Source organism: Streptomyces koelreuteriae (assembly GCF_018604545.1).
In the GTDB taxonomy this organism is placed as follows: Bacteria; Actinomycetota; Actinomycetes; order Streptomycetales; family Streptomycetaceae; genus Streptomyces; species Streptomyces koelreuteriae.
The window spans coordinates 6442313-6461648 of the sequence record NZ_CP075896.1 but is presented as its reverse complement, the minus strand read 5'-3'; the positions used below and the strand labels follow the sequence as shown (position 1 = coordinate 6461648).

The following is a 19336-nucleotide window of genomic DNA, read 5'->3' as shown; positions in this document are numbered from 1 at the left end:
CTGCATGACGAAGATCGAACCCCTGGGCGCAGTGCGCGAACGCGTCACCACCGAGCTGCGGCAGGAGATCATCGCGGGCAGCCTCCGCCCCGGCGACCGCCTGGTGGAACGCGAGCTGGCGGAGCGTTTCGGCGTCTCCCGCGTCCCGGTCCGGGAGGCGATCCGGGCCCTGGTCGCCGAGGGCTTCGTCCACTTCGAGACCCCGCGCCGCACGGTCGTACGCCGCCTCACCCCGACCGACGTCAAGGAACTGTTCGAACTGCGCGAGGCGCTGGAGGTCTATGCCGCCGGACTGGCCGCGTCCCGCGCGACGCCGGAGGATCTGGCCGAGGTCCAGGGACTGATCGACCGCGCCGCCGCCGCGACCGAGGCCGAGGACGCCGAGGCGATCACGGACGTCAACAGCCGTCTGCACGACCGCATCGTGGCGATGGCGGGCAACAGCCTGCTGACCGAGGCCCTGGAACCGGTCGCCGGCCGGCTGCGCTGGATGACCCGGCGCAACGAGGAGTGGCCCCAGCTCCTCGTCGAGCACCGCGAGTTGTACGAGGCGATCGCCTCGGGCGACCCGGACCGGGCCCGGGCGCACGCGCTCACGCACGTGCGGACCAACTACCGCTCCACGGTGCGGCATCTGTTCGGGGACGAAGAACTCCCGTAGAAGCTCATCCGTCCCGCAGCAGCCCCGCCGCCTCGGCGGCCGTCCGCAGGACGTCGCGCAGCATCTCCGGGGTGAGCCGGCCGGTAAAGGTGTTGCGCTGGCTGACGTGGAAGCAGCCGAAGAGTTCCAGACCGTCGAGGTCGTAGCGGACCCCGTGGCCGAAGGCGGGGCGCGGCCGGGGCACGGACCAGCCCGCCTCGACGAACGCCGGCAGCGCGGCCTGCCAGCCGAAGGCCCCGAGCACGACGACGGCCCGCAGGGTCGGACGCAGCAGCCCCAGTTCCCGCACGAGCCAGGGACGGCACGTGTCCCGCTCCTCCGGGGTGGGCTTGTTGGCGGGCGGTGCGCAGTGCACGGGCGAGGTGACGCGTACGCCGTACAGCTCCAGGCCGTCGTGGGCGTGCTCGGCGATGGGCTGGGAGGCGAGACCCACGTCGTACAGCGCCTCGTACAGGACGTCCCCGGAGCGGTCGCCGGTGAACATCCGCCCGGTGCGATTGCCGCCGTGGGCGGCGGGGGCGAGTCCTACGATCAGCAGCCGGGCGTCCTCCGGCCCGAACCCGGGCACCGGCCGGCCCCAGTACGTCCAGTCCGCGTACGCGGCCCGCTTGACCCGGGCCACCTCCTCGCGCCAGGAGACCAGCCTCGGACAGGCCCGGCAGGCCGCGATGCGCCGGTCGAGGAGGGGAAGGCCACTGGCGTCCATCACTCCACGGTAGAGGCGGAGCGGGTGGTGGTGACCTGCGCGACCCGCTCCTCTCCTCGGCGGGCCCACAGCAGCGCTCCGGCGAGCAGCACCGCACTCGTGAGGAACCACGGCAGCGGGCCCGGCCGCATCGCCCCGACCACCAGGCCGGTGAGCGCGCCGACCAGTTGCAGGGCGAGGGACTGCACGGACAGGGCGGTGGCGCGGCCGGCGCTGGAGACGCGGCGGTGCAGCAGATCGTTCTGGTTCGGGGTCACCGCGCCGACGCCGACGTAGAAGACACAGAAGCCGGTGACCGCGACGGTGACGGCGAGCAGGTGGGTGGAGGAGGCGGTGACCGCGAGCAGCAGCAGGCCGGCCACGCCTGTTCCGAGACAGATCAGCACGGCCCGCTCCCCGCCGCCCGCGACCCGGGCGGTGAACGGGGCGAGATGGCTGCCGACACCGCAGCAGACGAAGCCCACGCAGGCGAGCGCGGCATAGGCCAGTGCCCCGGAGCCGCTCGCCCCGGTCACCTCGACGGTACGGCCGGGTATCAGCAACTCGACGACGCCCAGGGCGCCTCCGGCGGCGGCCGCGCTGAGCATGAGCCGACGGACCAGCGCGTCCCGTCCGCCCAGCCGCAGCCCGTCCAGGACGGTGACCGGGACGCCGCGCAGCACGGAACGCAGGGTGACCCGGGGCCGCGGCGGCTCCCGCAGGACGGCCAGTACGTACACGACGAGCACGATCCTGACGGCGGCTCCCAGCAGCAGGGGCACGGACAGGGGCAGCACCACCCCGGACGTCGCCTCACTCAGCCCGGCACCGAGGCCGGTGCCCGCGCCGAGCAGCCAGGGCAGGGCCCCGCCGAGCAGCAGACCGGCCGCGAGGGCGGCGGAGGTCGCGGTGCCGCCCCGGGCCAGTCCCGTCCGCAGCTCGGCGTCGGGTCCCGCGCTCGCCTGGACGGTGTCGACGTACCAGGCCTCGGCGCTACCGCTGGCCAGCGCGCGGGACATCCCCATGAGGACCATGCCGACGGCGAGCACCCAGACGGTGGTGCCGAGACCGACCAGACAGCAGGCGACCATGTTGAGCGCACCGGCCGTGGCCAGGACCGGCCGCCGCCCGAGGACGTCGGAGAGACCGCCCGTGGGCAGCTCCAGCGCGGCCACGGTCAGCGAGTGGGCGGCGAAGAGCCCCGCGATCGCGGCCAGGGACATCCCGCGCTCACCGAGCAGCAGGACCATCGAGGCGAGGCCGAGGCCCGGCGGCAGCCATAACAGGGCGCAGATGGCGGCATAGCGGCGGCGAACGATCCGTATGCCGGGTGCCTCGTCCGCGCGGTGGGTCTTGTCCGCGCGGTGCGCTTTGTCGGTGCGGTGCGTCATGAGGTGCCCTTGTGGCCGGTGCCCTCACGATTGGCGCCCTCGCTGTCGGCGCCCTCGCCCTCGGGTGCGTCGCCGTCCTCGGGGTCGCGCGGGGCGAGCGGCAGGCCGGCGGTGAGGAGCACGACGTGCTCGGCGCGCGGGTCGTCGGCGTCCCGGGCGGTCAGCTCCTCCAGCTTCCCGGCGACCGTTTCCCAGAGTTCGTTGAGCGAGCCGGGCGTCAGCCGGGGCATGAGGTCGCTGATCCCGGACGCCTCCACCCACTCCTGGCCGAGCCGCCCGCCGGCCATGTCCGCCTCGTGCCGGGCGAGGGACGACTCCAGGTGCTCCAGCTGCCGCCGTCGCGCCAGGCTGACGAAGGCCCGGCCCGCCGCGGAGGACTCCATCGCCTCGTTGCTCCAGGACGTCACGGTGTGCAGCGCCCGCCAGCGCCGCTCCCGCCCGTCACGATGCTCGGCCTCGGCGATGAAGGCGTACTTCGCCAGCACCCGCAGGTGGTAACTGGCCGACGCCGACGACTCCCCCGTCCGCGTGGCGAGCTCACTGGCCGTGGCGGGCCCGTCCTGCCGCAGCAGCCCGAGCAGCCGGATACGCAGGGGGTGGGTGAGGGCCTTCAGGGCGGCGGTGTCGTGCTCGGGGTCGAGTACGCGGTTGTGCTCGTCGCTGTCCATGCCGGGGAGCGTAGGCCGCCACCCGCATTCAGCAAAAGACATTTTGCAAAACTTGTTTTGTAGATGCTGGCCGAAGGACGATTCCCCGCCCGATTGGACCACTCCGAGGACTAAGGTCGGGGACATGGCTTCACAAGGCACGGCGAACGACTCCGGCGACGCGGAGGCGAAGGGACTCGACGCGGCGGCCCTCGACCCGAAGGTCGCCGAGGCGATCGCCTCCGCCGACGCGGCCGGGCCGCAGAGCGGCGAGACCGTCCGCGTCGACAGCTGGATCTGGTCCGTGCGGCTCGTCAAGACCCGTTCCATGGGAGCCACCGCCTGCCGCGGCGGGCACGTCCGCGTCAACGGCGACCGCGTGAAGCCCGCACACGCCGTGCGCGTCGGCGACGAAGTGCGCCTGCGGCACGAGGGCCGGGAGCGAGTCGTCGTCGTCAAACGGCTGATCCGCAAGCGGGTCGGCGCCCCCGTGGCCGCCCAGTGCTACATCGACAACTCCCCTCCGCCCCCGCCCCGCGACGCCGTCGCCCCGGCCGGCATCCGCGACCGCGGCGCGGGCCGCCCGACCAAGCGAGACCGCCGCGAAATGGAACGCCTGCGCAGCGGCCTGCCCGGCCCCGGCGACGGCGGCGGCAGCGGTCTGGGCAGCGACATCAGCAAGGAGATCGGCAAAACCACGCCGTGAGCGGACCGTCGCGACGGATAAGGGTGAAGACCATGGACCCGATGGCCCCGGCCGGGGAGTGCCACAACAGCCGTAGAGCACGGCACCGCCGCGCGTCGGCGCCCGGGACGAGCCCCTCGGCCCGCCCGGACGCCCCCGGCATCGCACTCGACACGGTGTCACCCGGTCACGCCCGGCGCCCCAGCAGTCGCAGCAGATCCGCGTTGTGCCCCCGCCGCGCCCAGGCTATGAGGGCGAGCGGCACGATCAGGATAAGCGGCGTCGCCGCGTACTGCCCGTCGAACACGGCTATCTGCACGATGAACGCGCCCACCATCAACGCGCTCAGCGCGATCGCCGCCACCGACTGGAGCACCGGGATCAACAGCGCCACCGCTCCTGCCAGTTCGAGCACCCCGATGATGTACATCCCCGCACTGCCCCAGCCGAGCTTCTCGAAGGACTCGGCGGCCGAGGGGTGGGCGATCAGCTTGGGCAGGGCGCTCGGGATCGCGTAGAAGAGGGCGAGCAGCACCTGCAGACCACGCAGGGCGATCCGGGCGCGCCGCCCGCGAGCGGTCGCGGACTCGGCGACGACCCCGGCGGGAGCGGAGGCGGGGGTGGCGGGAGCGGTGGTCTCAGACATGAAGGTCTCCTGTGGGAAGCGGTCCGTGGTGGTGTCGAAGAGGTAGACCGCCGCTCGCCCTCGAACTCATCGCCGTCCAGCGGAAGTTCTGGCAGTCACGGGCAGAGCTGCCGGAGCCTCTCCGCCGGATAGGGCGTCGTCCTGCTCACCCCCTGGACTCGCCGGTAGAAGTCCGTCATCACGGCAGCGACAGGGGCGTTGCGGCTGAGGATCTCCGCCATCCCGGGCGGCGAGCCGGTGGGTCGTCGCCCTTCGGCCCATGCCTGTATCAGTGCCTCACGATCCTCACGTGCCTCCCAGTCACCCGTGTACAAGGTGGTGATCAGCCAGTTCACCAGGTAACTGGCCGTGTAGCAGCGGTCGTAGGTGCTGTGCCGGTCATAGAAGTCGGCCTCGGCGCGCGAGAGGTCGAAGCGGCTGGACAGGGCGAGGCCGTAGTCGGCGAAGTACAGGCGCCGGCCGTCGGTCAGGATGTTCTCGAAGTGGGCGTCGAAGTGGAGCAGTCCACGGCTGTTCATGAAGGACGTACCGACCCTCAGTTCCTTCTCCACCAGGGAACACGCCCGGTCGAGCGCCTCGCCACCGGCTCGCGCCTGAGCCGTCAGCCAGGCGTGGAGCGTCTGGGGGACGTACTCCAGGAACAGTGCGACACTCGCCGAGGACTGTCGCAGCGCCTCGATGCGCCGCCGTACTTCCGCGCTCCCTCCCCAGTAGTCCACGGCCTTGTCGACATCGGTGAGTTCCTCCGTCAGGACCGGCGCCTCGTCCGGCAGGACGCGCCAGTGGTACATCAGGGGAACGCCCTGGAACTGCCCGGAGAGCACCCAGTTCGTGGTCATGGTGTGGACGGCGACCTCGCGCCACGCCCCGAACCCGGGCCCGCCGACGCCGTACTGGCAGACCATCGGCAGCCCGAACACATTGGCCGTGGACCGGATGTGTTCCGGTCTCCGCTCCAGGTCTGTCAGGGGCACCCGCTTCACGAAGACCGGCGTACCGGACACGTCCAGCCGGGCCGACTTTCCCCCGATGCCGGTGCCCAGCGGTGTGGCCGTGTCGAGCAGTCGGCGCAGTTCGGCGTCCCCGCACAGTGCCAGGGACGTCGAGACGGTGTCGTAGCCGGTCAGACGCCAGGCCGTCTCCGACCCGTTCACTGTCGCACGCACCCCGGGGCCGCCTACGCCCGCACCGCTCTCACCCATGTCCCGTCGTCCGTCAGATACCGGTCCACCTTCAGCCCCGCCTCCGCCAGCGCTTCCTCGAACTGTTCCTTGGTCAGCGGCCGGGCCCGGAACGTCTGTGTCCAGACCGCGTCCGGGAACTCGTACTCCGCGCGCACCGAGTTGACCCCGTCGCCGACCGGCTCCGCCGACACGATCCGTACGGTGAAGCCGCTCGGGTCCACGCGCTCGCGCGGCAGGTTCGTGTGATAGTCCGCGCCCTCCCGCTGGATCAGCACGGGGCCGCCCTCCGCGACATGGCGCGCACAGGAGCGCAGCAGGCCTCGCCGCACCTCCGCGTCCCCCGCGTGCACGAGGAACGAGGCGAGCAGCACCACGTCGAAGGTCTCGCCCAGGTCCAGATCCTCGATGGGGCTACATATCGTCCGCGCCCCGCGCACGCGCTCCAGCATCTCGGCGGACTCGTCCACCGCGGTGACCGTGAACCCGCGCTCCAGCAGTGCATGGGTCATGCGGCCGACCCCGCTGCCCAGATCCAGGATGTGCGCGCCCTTGGGCACCGCCCCGGCGATGATGTTCGGTTCCTCCCCGACGGGCAGTCGTGAGTAGAGCTCCACCGCGCAGCCGTCCGGGGTGATGGCCCCGGGCCCTGTCCCTTCGTACCCCTCACGCAATTTCATCTCCATGCCCGTCCAACGGGCCACGCCCGCACGCCAGTTCCTCTCCCGGCCGCCTTCACCCGACCGGGTGAACGATGTCCCGCACGGGCCCCAGCTCCCCTGGTGGTCCGTGTTCGCGGCGGGGAGTACGTTGCAAGCAGGAGCGGAGATCGCGATGCGTACAGGCAGTGAACCGGCGACCGCGCGCAGTGCCCTGCGGGCGCGCTTCTGGCTGAGCGTGTGGGGGCTGGTCTGGGCGCTCTTCGGCACGGTCGCGTTCACCCTCGCCGGGCGGACCGGCTGGGCCATCGCCTGCGGTGTGCTGCTGCTGGTCGTCACGATCGACCTGGTCGTCGTCCTCAGGCACATCCGCCAGGGCCCGCATTGGCAGCCGGGCCCCGACATCCCGCCCTACCGGCCACCCGAGGACCACCCCTGAGGCGGACGAGGCAGACGAAGCGGATGAGACAGAGAGGGACAGCCGCTCACGAGTCGAAGCGCGCGGCCTTCTGGAACTGCGGGTTCGGGTCCAGCGCCGCCGCCAGACGGAAATGGCGTTTCGCCTGGTCGGGGCGGTTCTGCCGCTCATAGGTGCGGGCGAGCGCGAAGTGCGCGAACGCGTTGTCCGGCTCCCGCTCCAGGACGATCGAGAACTCGAGCTCGGCCGGCCGCAGCTGCGCCGCCGCGAAGAAGGCACGCGCGCGCAGCAGTCGCGCGGCGGTGTTCTCCGGGTGCGCGGCGATGACTCCGTCGAGCAGCTTCACCGCGCCCCGCGGGTCCCGCGCGGCGAGCAGTTGCTCGGCGGCACGGAAGTCGATGACGTGCGTCTCCGGGGTACGTCCGGTGGAACCGCTGGTCTCGGGCACGGCAGAGTCCTTCCCTCACGGGAAAGGTTCAACGCCCCCTCGGGGTGCCGCTATTCCTGAGGGACCTCTCGTCACTCAAGGACCGGCCGCCACTGAGGGGCCGGCCGCCACTGAGGAGCCGGTCGTCACCGAGGGTCCGGCCGGGACGCGTGGGACCTGCGCGTCAGCTCGGCCCACACGTCCTTCACGCGGCGCTCCAGTTCCTCCAGCGGGACGTCGTTGTCGATGACGACGTCCGCGATCTCCCGGCGCTGCTCGCGCGTCGCCTGGGCGGCCATCCGCGCGTGCGCGTCCTCCTCGGTCATGCCGCGCAGCCGTACGAGCCGGTCGAGTTGGGTCTCGGGGGCCGCGTCGACGACGATGACGAGGTCGTACAGCGGTGCGAGGCCGTTCTCCGTGAGGAGCGGGACGTCGTGGACGACGACCGCGTCGTCGGCGGCGGCCTCCTCCAGCTCGCGGGAGCGGGCGCCCACCAGCGGGTGCACGATCGAGTTGAGGGTGGCGAGCTTCGCCGCGTCGGCGAAGACGATGGATCCCAGCTTGGGGCGGTCGAGGCCGCCGTCGGGGGCGAGCACCTGCTCGCCGAAGGCCTCCACGACCGCGGCGAGACCCGGGGTCCCCGGTGCGACGACCTCCCGCGCGATGCGGTCCGCGTCGATCAGCACGGCCCCGCACTCGACGAGCAGCCGTGACACCTCACTCTTGCCGGCACCGATGCCGCCGGTCAGGCCCACCTTCAACATGCCAGGAAGCCTAGACGCTCCGCTTGGAGGGCGGCTGGGGAGGCCGTGTGGAAAGTGCGGGCCGTACGGAGCCGGTCGCGCGGTTCCCCGCGCCCCTGCGGGGCGCGTCAGGCGTCGCCCTCTCGTTCCGCCAGGAAGCGTTCGAACTCCTTGCCGATCTCGTCGGCCGACGGGATGTCCACCGGCTCGGCGAGCATGTTGCCGCGGGTCTCGGCGCCCGCGACGGCGTCGTACTGGTGCTCAAGGCCCTCGACCAGGGCGGTGAGGTCCTCGTCGCCCTCGCGGATCTGCCGGTCGATCTCCGTCTGGGTGCGGTGGGCGTCGGAGCGCAGGGCGTGGGCGATACCGGGCAGCACCAGTCCGGTCGCCGCCGTGATGGCCTCCAGCACCGTCAGCGCCGCGTCCGGGTACGGGGAGCGGGCGATGTAGTGCGGGACGTGGGCGGCGACACCGAGGACGTCGTGCCCGGCCTGGAGCAGGCGGTACTCGATGAGGGACTCGGCGCTGCCGGGCACCTGCGCCTCCTCGAACGGGCTGCGGTGGCCCGGGACCAGGTCGGTGCGGTTGCCGTGCGGGGTGAGACCCACGGGCCGGGTGTGCGGGACGCCCATGGGGATGCCGTGGAAGTTCACGGACAGACGGACACCGAGCCGCTCCACGATCTGCTGCACGGCCGCGGCGAAGCGCTCCCACTCCACGTCGGGCTCGGGGCCGGACAGCAGCAGGAACGGCGCTCCGGTGGCGTCCTGCACGAGCCGCACCTCGATGGCGGGGTCCTCGTAGTCGCTCCAGCGGTCGCGCTTGAAGGTCAGCAGCGGGCGTCGGGCCCGGTAGTCCACGAGCCGGTCGTGGTCGAAGCGGGCGACGACCTGGTGGGGCAGCGAGTCGAGCAGCCGGTCGACGATCTGGTCGCCCGTCTCCCCCGCGTCGATGTATCCGTCGAAGTGGTAGAGCATGACAAGACCGGCCGACTCCTGGGCGAGCGCCATGTCGACGACAGCCAGCCCCTTCGGCTCCCATGCGTACAAACCCTGCGGATCAAGCACAGTGACCGCTCCTCCTCGTGTTCATACTCCACAACACCCTTGCGGCCGTGGGCATTCCCGGAGGAGGAGACTCATGATCTTGCCGGCGGGACGACGCCCTGAAGGGGCGCGGGGAACTGCGCGACCAGCCCCCACCGGGCCGGCAGCCGACATGCGACCGCCGCTCCCGAGCAGCACTGAGGGGCCGCACCTCGAAAGGTACGGCCCCTCAGTCAGGAGCTACAGCTCAGTGGGCGTTCAGCTCTGCCCACCGGCCAGCTTCTCGCGAAGCGCGGCAAGCGCCTCGTCCGAAGCCAGCGCGCCGGAGTTGTCCGGGCCCTCGGAGGAGTACGAACCGCCACCGCTCGCGGCCGGAGCCGCACCCGCGGTGTCGCCGCCCTCGGCCGCGGCAGCGGCGTCGGCCTCGCGGGACTTGATGACCTGCGCCTGGTGCTGCTCGAAGCGGGTCTGCGCCTCGGCGTACTGGCGCTCCCACTCCTCGCGCTGCTTCTCGTAACCCTCGAGCCAGTCGTTGGTCTCGGGGTCGAAGCCCTCGGGGTAGATGTAGTTGCCCTGGTCGTCGTAGGACGCGGCCATGCCGTACAGGGTCGGGTCGAACTCGACCGCGGCCGGGTCGGCACCGAAGGACTCGTTGGCCTGCTTCAGCGAGAGGCTGATGCGACGACGCTCGAGGTCGATGTCGATGACCTTGACGAAGATCTCGTCGTTGACCTGGACGACCTGCTCCGGGATCTCCACGTGGCGCTCGGCCAGCTCGGAGATGTGGACCAGACCCTCGATGCCCTCGTCCACGCGGACGAACGCACCGAACGGAACCAGCTTCGTGACCTTGCCGGGCACGACCTGGCCGATCTGGTGGGTGCGGGCGAACTGCTGCCACGGGTCTTCCTGGGTCGCCTTCAGCGACAGGGAGACACGCTCGCGGTCCATGTCGACGTCGAGGACCTCGACGGTGACTTCCTGGCCGACCTCGACAACCTCGGAGGGGTGGTCGATGTGCTTCCAGGAGAGCTCGGAGACGTGGACCAGACCGTCGACGCCACCCAGGTCCACGAAGGCACCGAAGTTGACGATCGAGGAGACCACACCGGAACGGACCTGACCCTTCTGGAGGGTCGTGAGGAACGTCTGGCGGACCTCGGACTGGGTCTGCTCGAGCCAGGCACGGCGGGACAGGACCACGTTGTTGCGGTTCTTGTCCAGCTCGATGATCTTGGCCTCGAGCTCCTTGCCCACGTAGGGCTGGAGGTCGCGAACGCGGCGCATCTCGACCAGGGAGGCCGGGAGGAAGCCACGGAGGCCGATGTCGAGGATGAGACCACCCTTGACGACCTCGATGACGGTACCGGTGACGATCCCGTCCTCTTCCTTGATCTTCTCGATGGTGCCCCAGGCACGCTCGTACTGGGCGCGCTTCTTCGAGAGGATCAGGCGGCCTTCCTTGTCCTCCTTCTGGAGAACAAGGGCCTCGATCTCGTCACCGACGGCGACGACCTCGTTGGGGTCGACGTCGTGCTTGATCGAGAGCTCGCGGCTCGGGATCACACCTTCGGTCTTGTAACCGATGTCGAGCAGGACCTCGTCCCGGTCGACCTTCACGATGACGCCGTCGACGATGTCGCCGTCGTTGAAGTACTTGATCGTCTCGTCGATCGCGGCGAGGAAGGCTTCCTCGTTACCGATGTCGTTGACCGCAACCTGCGGGGTCGTTGCGGTGGTCTCGGTGCTGCTCGTCATGTGGGAAAGGGCTCCGGTACGGACATTGAAGTCGTAGGTACTGCTACGCCGGAAGCCCGTTTCGCTCTGCAGAAGCCGGACAGCCAAGGAAGCGCCACAGAAAAACGGTGGCGCCTCGAGAACCGAGGGGACATACATACAGATGCGAGCGCAACCTGCTACGTCTGAGGTGCGCAGGCCCGCAGCGCAACTTGTAGCATACGGGGGCAGCCGGGCAGGGTCAATGCGCGAAGCCGCCCACCCGGGGCAGATCGCCGCATAACCGGCACAAGTCCTGTCTTCCGAGGCCACGCGGGCCCTGCAGCACCCCTTCGTGAAGCCACCGGAGCGAGCTGGACGGAAGAGTACGACGAGGGAGCCGATCATCCAAGAGTTCGAAACGTCCGAACCCGAGGCGACCCGGCGTGCCGCCGGGGTCGCGGAGAGCTCCCGCGCCAATCGTGGCTGGTGGGACCGTAACGCGGACGAGTATCAGGTCGAGCACGGCACGTTCCTCGGGGACGACCGGTTCGTGTGGGGCCCCGAGGGGCTCGACGAGGTGGAGGCCGAGCTGCTCGGCCCGCCGGAGGAGCTCAAGGGCAAGGACGTCCTGGAGATCGGCGCGGGCGCGGCGCAGTGCTCGCGCTGGCTGGCCGGCCAGGGTGCCCGGCCGGTCGCCCTGGACATCTCGCACCGGCAGTTGCAGCACGCGCTGCGCATCGGCGGCCCCTTCCCCCTGGTGTGCGCCGACGCCGGTGCGCTGCCCTTCGCGGACGGCTCGTTCGACCTGGTCTGCTCGGCGTACGGGGCGCTGCCCTTCGTGGCCGACCCGCGCCTGGTCCTGCGGGAGGTGCGCCGGGTGCTGCGGCCCGGGGGCCGCCTCGTCTTCTCGGTGACGCACCCGATCCGCTGGGCCTTCCCGGACGAGCCGGGGCCCGAGGGGCTGTCGGTGTCGGGGTCGTACTTCGACCGCACGCCCTATGTCGAGCAGGACGACGAGGGCCGCGCGGTCTACGTCGAGCACCACCGCACGATCGGCGACCGGGTCCGGGACGTCGTGACGTCGGGCCTGCGGCTGGTGGACCTGGTGGAGCCGGAGTGGCCGGCCTGGAACACCTCCGAGTGGGGCGGCTGGTCGCCCCTGCGCGGGAACCTGATCCCGGGGACGGCCGTCTTCGTGTGCGAGCGAAGCGAGATGGGGGCACCCCCGGCCGGAGGCTGGGCGAGAGACTGAGTGCGTGATCCGCTACGACGCTCTGGACGCCCTGCCCGTACGTGGTGCCCTGCCCGCCCTGGACGACGCTCTGGAGGGGCACGGCACCGCCGTCCTCGTGGCGCCGCCCGGCACCGGCAAGACGACCCTGGTGCCGCTGGCCCTCGCGGGACTGCTCGGGGAAGGCACCGAGCGGCGGGTGGTCGTGGCCGAGCCGCGGCGGATCGCGGCCCGGGCGGCGGCGCGGCGGATGGCGTGGCTGCTGGGTGAGAAGCCCGGCGGGAGCATCGGCTACACCGTGCGCGGGGAGCGGGTCGTCGGGCGGCACACGCGCGTGGAGGTCGTCACGACCGGTGTGCTGGTGCAGCGGTTGCAGCGGGACCAGGAGCTGACCGGTGTCGACGTGGTGGTGCTCGACGAGTGCCACGAGCGTCATCTGGACGCGGACACGGCGGCGGCGTTCCTGTGGGACGTGCGGCAGACCCTGAGGCCCGAGCTGCGGCTGGTGGCCGCCTCGGCGACGACCGACGCGCAGGGGTGGGCGGAGTTGCTGGGCGGGGCGCCCGTGGTGGAGGCCCGGGGCGCGGCGTATCCGGTGGAGGCGGTGTGGGCGCCACCGGCGCGGCCCGTACGGCCGCCGCACGGGATGCGTGTCGATCCGGCGCTGCTGACGCATGTGGCGTCGGTGGTACGGCGGGCGCTGGCCGAGCGGGACGGGGACGTGCTGTGTTTTCTGCCGGGCGTGGGCGAGATCGCCCGGGTGGCCGGGCAGCTCGGGGATCTTGGGGGCACTGATGTGCTCCAGGTGCACGGGCGGGCACCGGCCGCGGTGCAGGACGCGGTGCTCGCCCCCGGTGACCGGCGGCGGGTCGTGCTGGCCACGTCGGTGGCGGAGTCGTCGTTGACGGTGCCGGGTGTGCGGGTCGTCGTGGACTCGGGGCTGGCGCGCGAGCCGCGGGTCGACCACGCGCGCGGGTTGAGCGCGCTGACGACGGTACGGGCGTCGCAGGCTGCCGGGCGGCAGCGGGCGGGGCGGGCCGGGCGTGAGGCGCCGGGGGCGGTGTACCGCTGCTGGGCGGAGGCCGAGGATGCGCGTCTGCCGCGTTTTCCTTCGCCGGAGATCAGAGGCAGAGGTAGGGGCAGAGGACGAGGCCCAGGCATGGACGGATGCCGCCGAAGACCGCCAGGTCGGGCTCGTCGCCGCTCTCGCCTTTCCCGAGCGGGTCGCCAGGGTCGACGGTGGGTCGTGCCTCATGGTGTCCGGGACCCGGGCCGAGATGGGCGAGGGCAGCGCGCTGCGAGGGGCGGACTGGGTCGCCGTCGCCGTGGCGGACCGGCCCGTCGGCAAGGGGCACGCGCGCGTGCGGTCGGGGGCCGTGATCGACGAGGGGATCGCCCGGCTCGCGGCGGGGGCGCTGCTGGACGAGCGGGACGAGGTGTGCTGGGACGGTGGGGACGTCGTGGCGCGGAGGGTGGAGCGGCTGGGGGCCGTGGAGTTGACGGTGCGGCCGCTGAAGGACGCCGATCCCGGGCTCGTACGCGGTGCGCTGCTGGACGGGCTGCGGCGGGAAGGGCTCGGGTTGCTGCGGTGGTCGGCGGATGCCGAGGTCCTGCGGCAGCGGCTCGCCTTTCTGCGGCTGCACCTCGGTGAGCCCTGGCCCGATGTCTGCGACGACGCGCTTCACGCGCGCGTGGACGAGTGGCTGGAGCCGGAGCTGAGCCGGGCACGGAAGCGGGCCGATCTGGCGCGGATCGATGCCGGTCAGGCGCTCGCCCGGCTGCTGCCCTGGGCCTCCGGGGAGGCCGGGCGACTCGACGAGCTGGCCCCGGAGCGGATGACCGTGCCGAGCGGGTCGAGGGTCCGTGTCGACTACTCCCGGCCCGAGCAGCCCGTGCTCGCGGTGAAGTTGCAGGAGATGTTCGGGCTGCAGGAGTCGCCCCGGGTCGCGGGGGTGCCGCTGCTCGTGCATCTGCTGTCCCCGGCCGGGCGGCCGGCCGCCGTCACCGCCGACCTCGCCTCGTTCTGGCGGGACGGCTACAAGGGCGTACGGGCGGAGTTGCGCGGGCGGTATCCGAAGCATCCGTGGCCCGAGGACCCGGCGGGTGCCGAGCCGACCCGGTACACCAACGCCCGGCTCAGGCGCTGACCTGCGACGGTTCCTCCGACGCTCTCGGGACCGAGCCGGAGGGGCGGCGGCCGCGGGCCTCCAGGTACAGCGCGAGGGCCAGCAGGAGGACGCCGAGGGTGAGGAAGCCCCAGGGCAGGTACGACGTCATCAGCAGGATGAGCAGGCGCTGGGACTTGACCAGGTCGACCGTGTGCGTGATGTAGTCCTCGCGCATCTTCACGTGGCCGGCGAACGCGGTGACCTTCTCGCGGTCGCCGAGGAGGGAGCCGCCGCGCAGTTCCTCCTTGTGGATCTCCTCGCCGTAGACGGGGGCGCCGGTGAGGGGCTCGACCCAGAACTTGCGGACCGTGGTGTACCAGCGGGTGGTGCCGGTCTGGGCGACCGACTCGGGGGTGAGGCCCTCCACGGGCAGCGTCTTCGGGATCTTCACCTTGGTCCAGGGGATGGTCTGCTCGAAGTAGTAGACCTCCAGGCCGCGGAAGGTGCGGGTGTCCTGGTAGTGGATGGGGGCGGTGACGCGGGCCTGGGCGTCGAAGTACTGGTAGGCCCGTTTCTCCGTGAGGAAGGGCCATTTGAACTCGATGCCCTCGCGGCGCACCGGGTCGCCGTCGACCGATTCGCCGGTGGCGTGGACGGGCTCCTGGGTGTGGGCGTCGAAGATGTAGCGCTCGGGGATCTTCGACACCATCTCGCCGTCGGGGCCGACGACGTAGGACAGGCCGTCCCAGACGACGACGTCCCGGCCCGCCGACTCCTCGATCCGCTCGGAGGCCTCCACGTTGCCCTTGAGGGTCTGCACGATGGTGACCTTGGGGACCTTCTTCGCCCGCATGGTGCCGTAGTCCAGGAGGGTGGCATCGCGGGCCTCCAGGACCATGTCCTGGTACTGGTTCGCTGGGACCTTGGCGAGGCGCGGGAAGGCGTACCAGCGCAGCAGCGGGGACAGTGCCGTGCAGAACACGGCGAGGGCGAGCAGGATCAGAGCGGCCTTGCGGCGCATCTCGGCCTCCGTCCCGGGCGGGCGGTCAGGGGTGTGCGGGCACCGTCGTCAGCAGCGGCTTCGGGGACGTCCCGCCCGAGGGGGTGCCGAGGGCGGTCAGCGTCAGGACCACGGCGAACGCGAGGGCGAGGCCGGTGGCGGCGGCGACGAGGGTGCGCATACGGGGGCCTCCCCACGGTTGAGCTGATACACCGTCAGGTTTGTCCGCACCGTAGCAACGCGAGGCAGAGATGAGAACACGTTGCACACACAACGACGCCCCTCCTGTAAGAGGGGCGTCGTCCGTAGTACCTGAGAGCTACGCGTCGGGGCTCGTGGACGGGCTTGGCGAGGACGTCTCGGCCGCCGCCACGGTCAGTTCGACGGTGAGCGTCGCACCGCCCGCGGTGTTGATGCGGAGCAGGAACGTGCCGGTGGTGTCGTCCGCGTACAGCTTCGGCAGCTTCAGCAGGCCCTTCGAGTCCGTCTTCAGGGCCTTCAGGGTGCGTACGGCCTTGCCGTCGGCGTCCTTGAAGTAGGGGCCCTTGTCGGTGGCGGTCGGGTCGTCCGCCGACTTGATCAGTGTGGCGGTGGCCGCGACGCCGTCGGCGACGGCGCCCTTGTACGTGGCCTTCACCTCGACCTGGTTCGCGAACTCGCCGCCCGGGGCGCAGGTCAGCGCGGCGTCACCGGTGCGGGCGAGGGCGTCGGCGGCGCGTTCGGTGACGGTGGCCTTGTAGTCGAGGCCGGCGACCGTGCGGCCCACGACGGTGGCGCGGACGGTGACCTCACCCGTCTTCTCCCCCGCTTGGAGAGCGGGAGCGACGGCGACGCCGGAGCTGTTGGTGGCGACCGTGGCCACGTTCTCGCCGCCGGTGAAGGTGGTGTCCGTGCTGCCGATGATCGTGAAGCGGACCCTGACCTTGGCGACGGCCTTGCCGGCCTTCGTCTCGGCGCGGGTGCTGATCCGCTTGGTGAACGCGTCCCCGGCCATGGCGGTGAGCTTGGCGGTTCCGGCGTCCTCCAGGTGGTCCACCGTGTCGGTGTTCGTGGGAGGCGTCGAGGGCGGCGGGGTCGGGGTGCCGCCGGGGTCGGTCGGCGGCTTCGGGGTCGTCGCGCCGCCGCCGGGCTTCTCGGGCGGGCTGGGCCTGGGGTCGGGCTTGGGCTTCGAGTTGCCCGGAGCCGGCGTGGTCGGATTGCTCGGGGTCGTCGGCGTGCTCGGTGTGGAGGGCGAAGGGCTCGTCCCGGCTCCGTCGTCGCTGCGGTTGTCGGGCAGTGTGCCGGTGCCGTCGGGGATCTCGTGCGTGCCCTTGCGGTAGTACTCCACCCAGCGCATGACCAGGTTCAGGTACTCCCGCGAGTTGTTGTAGCTGAGGATCGCGCGGTCGAGGTCGTCCTGGTCGGACAGGTCCCAGTCGAAGCGGCACAGGTAGTGCCCGGCGGCGAGCGCCGCGTCGTAGATGTTGTTGGGGTCCTTCTTGCCGTCGGCGTTGCCGTCGCGGCCGGCCCACTGCCAGGTGGACGGGATGAACTGCATGGGGCCGACGGCCTGGTCGTAGGAGCTGTTGCCGTCGTAGGCGCCGTCGTCGGTGTCCCGGATGAGGGCGAAGCCGTTGCCGTCGAGCTGGGGGCCGAGGATGGGCGAGGTCGTCGTGCCGTCGGCGTCGACGCGGCCGCCGCGGGCCTGGCCCGACTCCACCTTGCCGATGGCGGCGAGGAGTTGCCAGGGCAGGTTGCAGCCCGGCTTGGCCTCGTTCAGCGCGGTCTCGGCCTTCTTGTAGGCGTCGAGGACGGTCGCGGGGATGCCCGCCTCGCTGGTTCCGGGGGTCACGGGGCCGGTGCCGGTGCTCGGGGACGGGTTGGGGCTCTTGAGCGGCGGCAGGTCCGTGTAGTACGGCGAGTTGCCGGTGGCACTGCTCTCGGAGGCACTCGCGTCGGGTGAGGGCGTGGCGTCCGCCGCGGTCTGTCTGCCGTGGTCGTTCACGCCCGGAGCCTGGGAGGCGGACAGTGCCGCGACCGCTACCGCGGCCACGGCGGTGGTAGCCGCCCCCTTGCGCAGCCTCCTGCCGAATTGCGCCGCCATAGAGTGAACCCCTCCCGTGGACGCACCGGCGCCCGTCTCTGTCTGTCGCGCACTTCTGTTGCGTTCGCGTTCTTCTGTTGCGTTCGCTCTGTTGTGACGATCGACCGGCCCCAGTGGTTGCCCTCCGACGCGCCTGTCTCTCGCCCCCGGCACGGTGACCCTGGCGACCCTACGGCAACTTCCTTTGCTCGGGCACCCGTTCGTGCCCGATTTTCACCGGTTGGTCATGTGGCGGGCGTGACGGGCGTCCGGTGTTCGGCTTCCCGCATACTGGGCCGTCCGATCCTCCCGCAACGACCGTCACTTGGAGCAGAGTTGCCGTTCACGCTGAGCCACGCGGCAGCCGTACTGCCCGCCGTACGCACCGACGGGACCGGCCGGGGCCGACTGGTGCCGTCGGTCCTCGTGGCGGGGTCCTTCGCGCCCGACATGACCTACTACGCGGCGAGTGTGCAGTCCGGGGCGATGGAGTTCGGTGACGTCACGCACGCGTTCCCCGGGGTGTTCACGGTCGATGTGCTCATCGCCTGGGCGCTGGTGGGGCTGTGGCTGCTGATGCGCGAGCCGCTGGTGGCGTTGCTGCCGCGGGCCCGGCAGGGGCGGGTGGCGGCCCTGGTGCGATGCGGGGCGCCACGCGCGCGGGTGACGCCCTCCCTGGTGGTGCGTTGGTACGTGTCTGCCGTGCTCGGTGCGCTGACGCACGTCGTGTGGGACGCGTTCACGCATCTCGACCGGTGGGGGATGCGGCTGTTCCCGGTGCTGGGCCGTGAGGTGGCGGGCTCGCCGCTGTACTGGTACCTGCAGTACGGCGGTTCTGCGGTGGCCGCGGTGGTGATCGCCGTGTTCGTGGTGCGCGCGCTGCGGCGGATGCCGGTGGGTGAGCCGGTGGGGGTCCCGGTGCTGGCGGTGCGGGACCGTTGGGCGGCCGGTGCCGTGATCGGCGGTTTCCCGCTGGTGGGTGCGGTGCAGCGGGCGGCGGGGTGGTGGGCCTACTGGGGATCGGCCGCGAAGCCGTGGGAGATCATTCCGACGGTGTGCTTCGGCGCGGGGGCGGGGCTCGTCCCCGCGCTGCTGCTGTACGCCGTGGTGGTCAGGGCGCGGCGTCCGGTTCCGGCCCTCGGTGGTTCTGACCGTGCCGGCGATACGGAGCCGAGCCGTCCGGCCGCTCGCTGAGGGGCTCGCTGGTCGCGATGTACACCGTGATGGTGGTGTGCGCGGGGCGCGGCCGTGGGAGCAGGGTGAGGACGAGGCTCAGATAGCCGCGCGCCCGGTCTGCCCAGGTCCGGCGGGTGGTGGTTCCGCCGGTTTCGCCGGGTGTCTCGGGGCTGCCGGGCAGGTCGCCGGTCTCCGAGGGCCCGGTGGTGGGCAAGCCGCCAGGGTCGGTGGAGTCGGTGGGCCGGCGTCCGAAGGTCAGGCGGCTACGGAGATCCGCCTCCGTCCGGCGCAGGGCCATGGCGAGGGTCTCGGGGACGCGGAGCGTGCTGGCGTCGACCGCGTAGACCCGGACCGGCGCAAGCGCCACGCCTGGTGCCGTGCGGCCGAGGAGCGTGCGTATACCCATGCCCGCATCTTTGCGACGGTCGGGGGCGGGGGCGCCTTCACGGGGGCCACGCGAGTGATGGTTTTGGCGGGGGCCGGGGTGGGGCGGGCTCGGCCGGGGCGGGTGCCCGGATGAGATCGGGGCGAGGGTGGGACCGAGTCAGGGCTGGGCCCGACTGAGGCGGGTGCCCGGATGTGAACGGGGCCAGGGTTGGATGGGGCGGGCCGGGCCCGGCTGAGGCAGTGCCCGGACGGGATCGGGGCCAGGGTTGGATGGGGCGGGCCAGGCCCGGCTGAGGCAGTGCCCGGACGGGATCGAGGCCAGGGTGAGACCGGGAGGGCCAGGCCCGACTCGGATGGGATCGAGGCCAGAGTGGGACCGGCCAGGCCAGGGCCGGTACCTAGGCGGAGGCGGGACGGAACCGCGGCGGCCTTCTCCGGCCACCCGACACGCCCCGGCCCCGAAG

The 19336-nt window shown here is 71.7% G+C and carries 19 protein-coding genes and 1 pseudogene; 6 read left to right on the top strand and 14 right to left on the bottom strand.

The annotated features are described in order from the left end of the window. Positions 1-4 precede the first annotated feature (4 nt). Complete coding sequence (locus tag KJK29_RS29080; RefSeq protein ID WP_215122138.1) at positions 5-661, top strand: GntR family transcriptional regulator; 657 nt, start codon at positions 5-7, stop codon at positions 659-661. Between the two features lie 4 nt (positions 662-665). Here KJK29_RS29080 and KJK29_RS29075 read toward each other — a convergent pair whose 3' ends face one another. The 3 genes from KJK29_RS29075 to KJK29_RS29065 are packed head-to-tail and all read right to left on the bottom strand — an operon-like array spanning position 666 to position 3405. Further along, positions 666-1367: a uracil-DNA glycosylase gene (locus KJK29_RS29075; protein WP_215122137.1), complete on the bottom strand. Its 702-nt coding sequence runs from the start codon at positions 1365-1367 to the stop codon at positions 666-668. After that, positions 1367-2737: an MFS transporter gene (locus KJK29_RS29070; RefSeq protein ID WP_215122136.1), complete on the bottom strand. Its 1371-nt coding sequence runs from the start codon at positions 2735-2737 to the stop codon at positions 1367-1369. Before KJK29_RS29070 ends, KJK29_RS29075 begins: the two co-directional genes overlap by 1 nt. After that, positions 2734-3405, bottom strand: a complete 672-nt coding sequence (locus tag KJK29_RS29065; protein ID WP_215122135.1) for an ArsR/SmtB family transcription factor — start codon at positions 3403-3405, stop codon at positions 2734-2736. Before KJK29_RS29065 ends, KJK29_RS29070 begins: the two co-directional genes overlap by 4 nt. Positions 3406-3529: 124 nt before the next feature. On the opposite strand from KJK29_RS29065, the gene KJK29_RS29060 reads away from it, so the two are divergent. Beyond that, on the top strand, positions 3530-4090 hold the full coding sequence (locus KJK29_RS29060) for an RNA-binding S4 domain-containing protein (protein WP_251057973.1): 561 nt from the start codon (positions 3530-3532) through the stop codon (positions 4088-4090). 166 nt (positions 4091-4256) lie between these two features. Here KJK29_RS29060 and KJK29_RS29055 read toward each other — a convergent pair whose 3' ends face one another. The 3 genes from KJK29_RS29055 to KJK29_RS29045 all read right to left on the bottom strand — a co-directional run bounded on the left by KJK29_RS29055 (position 4257) and on the right by KJK29_RS29045 (position 6570). Then, a complete protein-coding gene (locus KJK29_RS29055) occupies positions 4257-4715 on the bottom strand; it encodes a DoxX family protein (protein ID WP_215122134.1) in 459 nt (152 codons plus the stop codon). Positions 4716-4810: 95 nt separating this feature from the next. Further along, positions 4811-5869, bottom strand: coding sequence for a protein kinase family protein (locus tag KJK29_RS29050; RefSeq protein ID WP_215122133.1), 1059 nt, complete (start codon positions 5867-5869; stop codon positions 4811-4813). Between the two features lie 23 nt (positions 5870-5892). Then, positions 5893-6570, bottom strand: a complete 678-nt coding sequence (locus tag KJK29_RS29045) for a class I SAM-dependent methyltransferase (protein ID WP_251057972.1) — start codon at positions 6568-6570, stop codon at positions 5893-5895. Between the two features lie 160 nt (positions 6571-6730). On the opposite strand from KJK29_RS29045, the gene KJK29_RS29040 reads away from it, so the two are divergent. Beyond that, positions 6731-6994: a DUF6343 family protein gene (locus KJK29_RS29040; protein WP_215122132.1), complete on the top strand. Its 264-nt coding sequence runs from the start codon at positions 6731-6733 to the stop codon at positions 6992-6994. A gap of 46 nt (positions 6995-7040) precedes the next feature. Here the strand turns inward: KJK29_RS29040 and KJK29_RS29035 are convergent, their stop codons facing one another. From KJK29_RS29035 to rpsA, 4 genes are all read right to left on the bottom strand, one after another. Continuing rightward, complete coding sequence (locus KJK29_RS29035) at positions 7041-7421, bottom strand: tetratricopeptide repeat protein (RefSeq protein ID WP_189728861.1); 381 nt, start codon at positions 7419-7421, stop codon at positions 7041-7043. Between the two features lie 125 nt (positions 7422-7546). After that, positions 7547-8164 (bottom strand): dephospho-CoA kinase, encoded by a 618-nt coding sequence (coaE, locus tag KJK29_RS29030; protein WP_215122131.1) that lies wholly within the window; start codon positions 8162-8164, stop codon positions 7547-7549. A 107-nt stretch (positions 8165-8271) separates the two neighbouring features. Further along, entirely contained in the window at positions 8272-9210 is a 939-nt protein-coding gene (locus tag KJK29_RS29025) for a PAC2 family protein (protein WP_215122130.1), read from the bottom strand. A 237-nt stretch (positions 9211-9447) separates the two neighbouring features. Continuing rightward, complete coding sequence (rpsA, locus tag KJK29_RS29020) at positions 9448-10947, bottom strand: 30S ribosomal protein S1 (RefSeq protein WP_215122129.1); 1500 nt, start codon at positions 10945-10947, stop codon at positions 9448-9450. A gap of 313 nt (positions 10948-11260) precedes the next feature. On the opposite strand from rpsA, the gene KJK29_RS29015 reads away from it, so the two are divergent. Together KJK29_RS29015 and KJK29_RS29010 are read left to right on the top strand one after the other, a co-directional pair. Continuing rightward, entirely contained in the window at positions 11261-12160 is a 900-nt protein-coding gene (locus tag KJK29_RS29015; protein WP_215122128.1) for a class I SAM-dependent methyltransferase, read from the top strand. A gap of 4 nt (positions 12161-12164) precedes the next feature. Beyond that, positions 12165-14286: pseudogene (locus tag KJK29_RS29010) on the top strand (ATP-dependent RNA helicase). On the opposite strand, the gene KJK29_RS29005 reads toward KJK29_RS29010, so the two are convergent. The 3 genes from KJK29_RS29005 to KJK29_RS28995 all read right to left on the bottom strand — a co-directional run bounded on the left by KJK29_RS29005 (position 14276) and on the right by KJK29_RS28995 (position 17330). Continuing rightward, the gene (locus KJK29_RS29005) at positions 14276-15268 is read right to left on the bottom strand and encodes a DUF3068 domain-containing protein (RefSeq protein WP_215122127.1); all 993 of its coding nucleotides are present in this window, start codon (positions 15266-15268) and stop codon (positions 14276-14278) included. The pseudogene KJK29_RS29010 and the gene KJK29_RS29005 overlap by 11 nt on opposite strands. 25 nt (positions 15269-15293) lie before the next feature. Beyond that, complete coding sequence (locus KJK29_RS29000) at positions 15294-15428, bottom strand: SPW_0924 family protein (protein ID WP_215122126.1); 135 nt, start codon at positions 15426-15428, stop codon at positions 15294-15296. Between the two features lie 138 nt (positions 15429-15566). Next, entirely contained in the window at positions 15567-17330 is a 1764-nt protein-coding gene (locus KJK29_RS28995; protein ID WP_215122125.1) for a lytic transglycosylase domain-containing protein, read from the bottom strand. 315 nt (positions 17331-17645) lie between these two features. Here KJK29_RS28995 and KJK29_RS28990 point away from each other — a divergent pair, with 315 nt between their 5' ends. Continuing rightward, a complete protein-coding gene (locus tag KJK29_RS28990) occupies positions 17646-18503 on the top strand; it encodes a DUF4184 family protein (RefSeq protein ID WP_215122124.1) in 858 nt (285 codons plus the stop codon). On the opposite strand, the gene KJK29_RS28985 is transcribed toward KJK29_RS28990, so the two are convergent. Next, positions 18421-18891, bottom strand: a complete 471-nt coding sequence (locus KJK29_RS28985; protein WP_215122123.1) for a hypothetical protein — start codon at positions 18889-18891, stop codon at positions 18421-18423. The two genes, KJK29_RS28990 and KJK29_RS28985, sit on opposite strands and share 83 nt — an antisense overlap. Between the last annotated feature and the right edge of the window lie 445 nt (positions 18892-19336).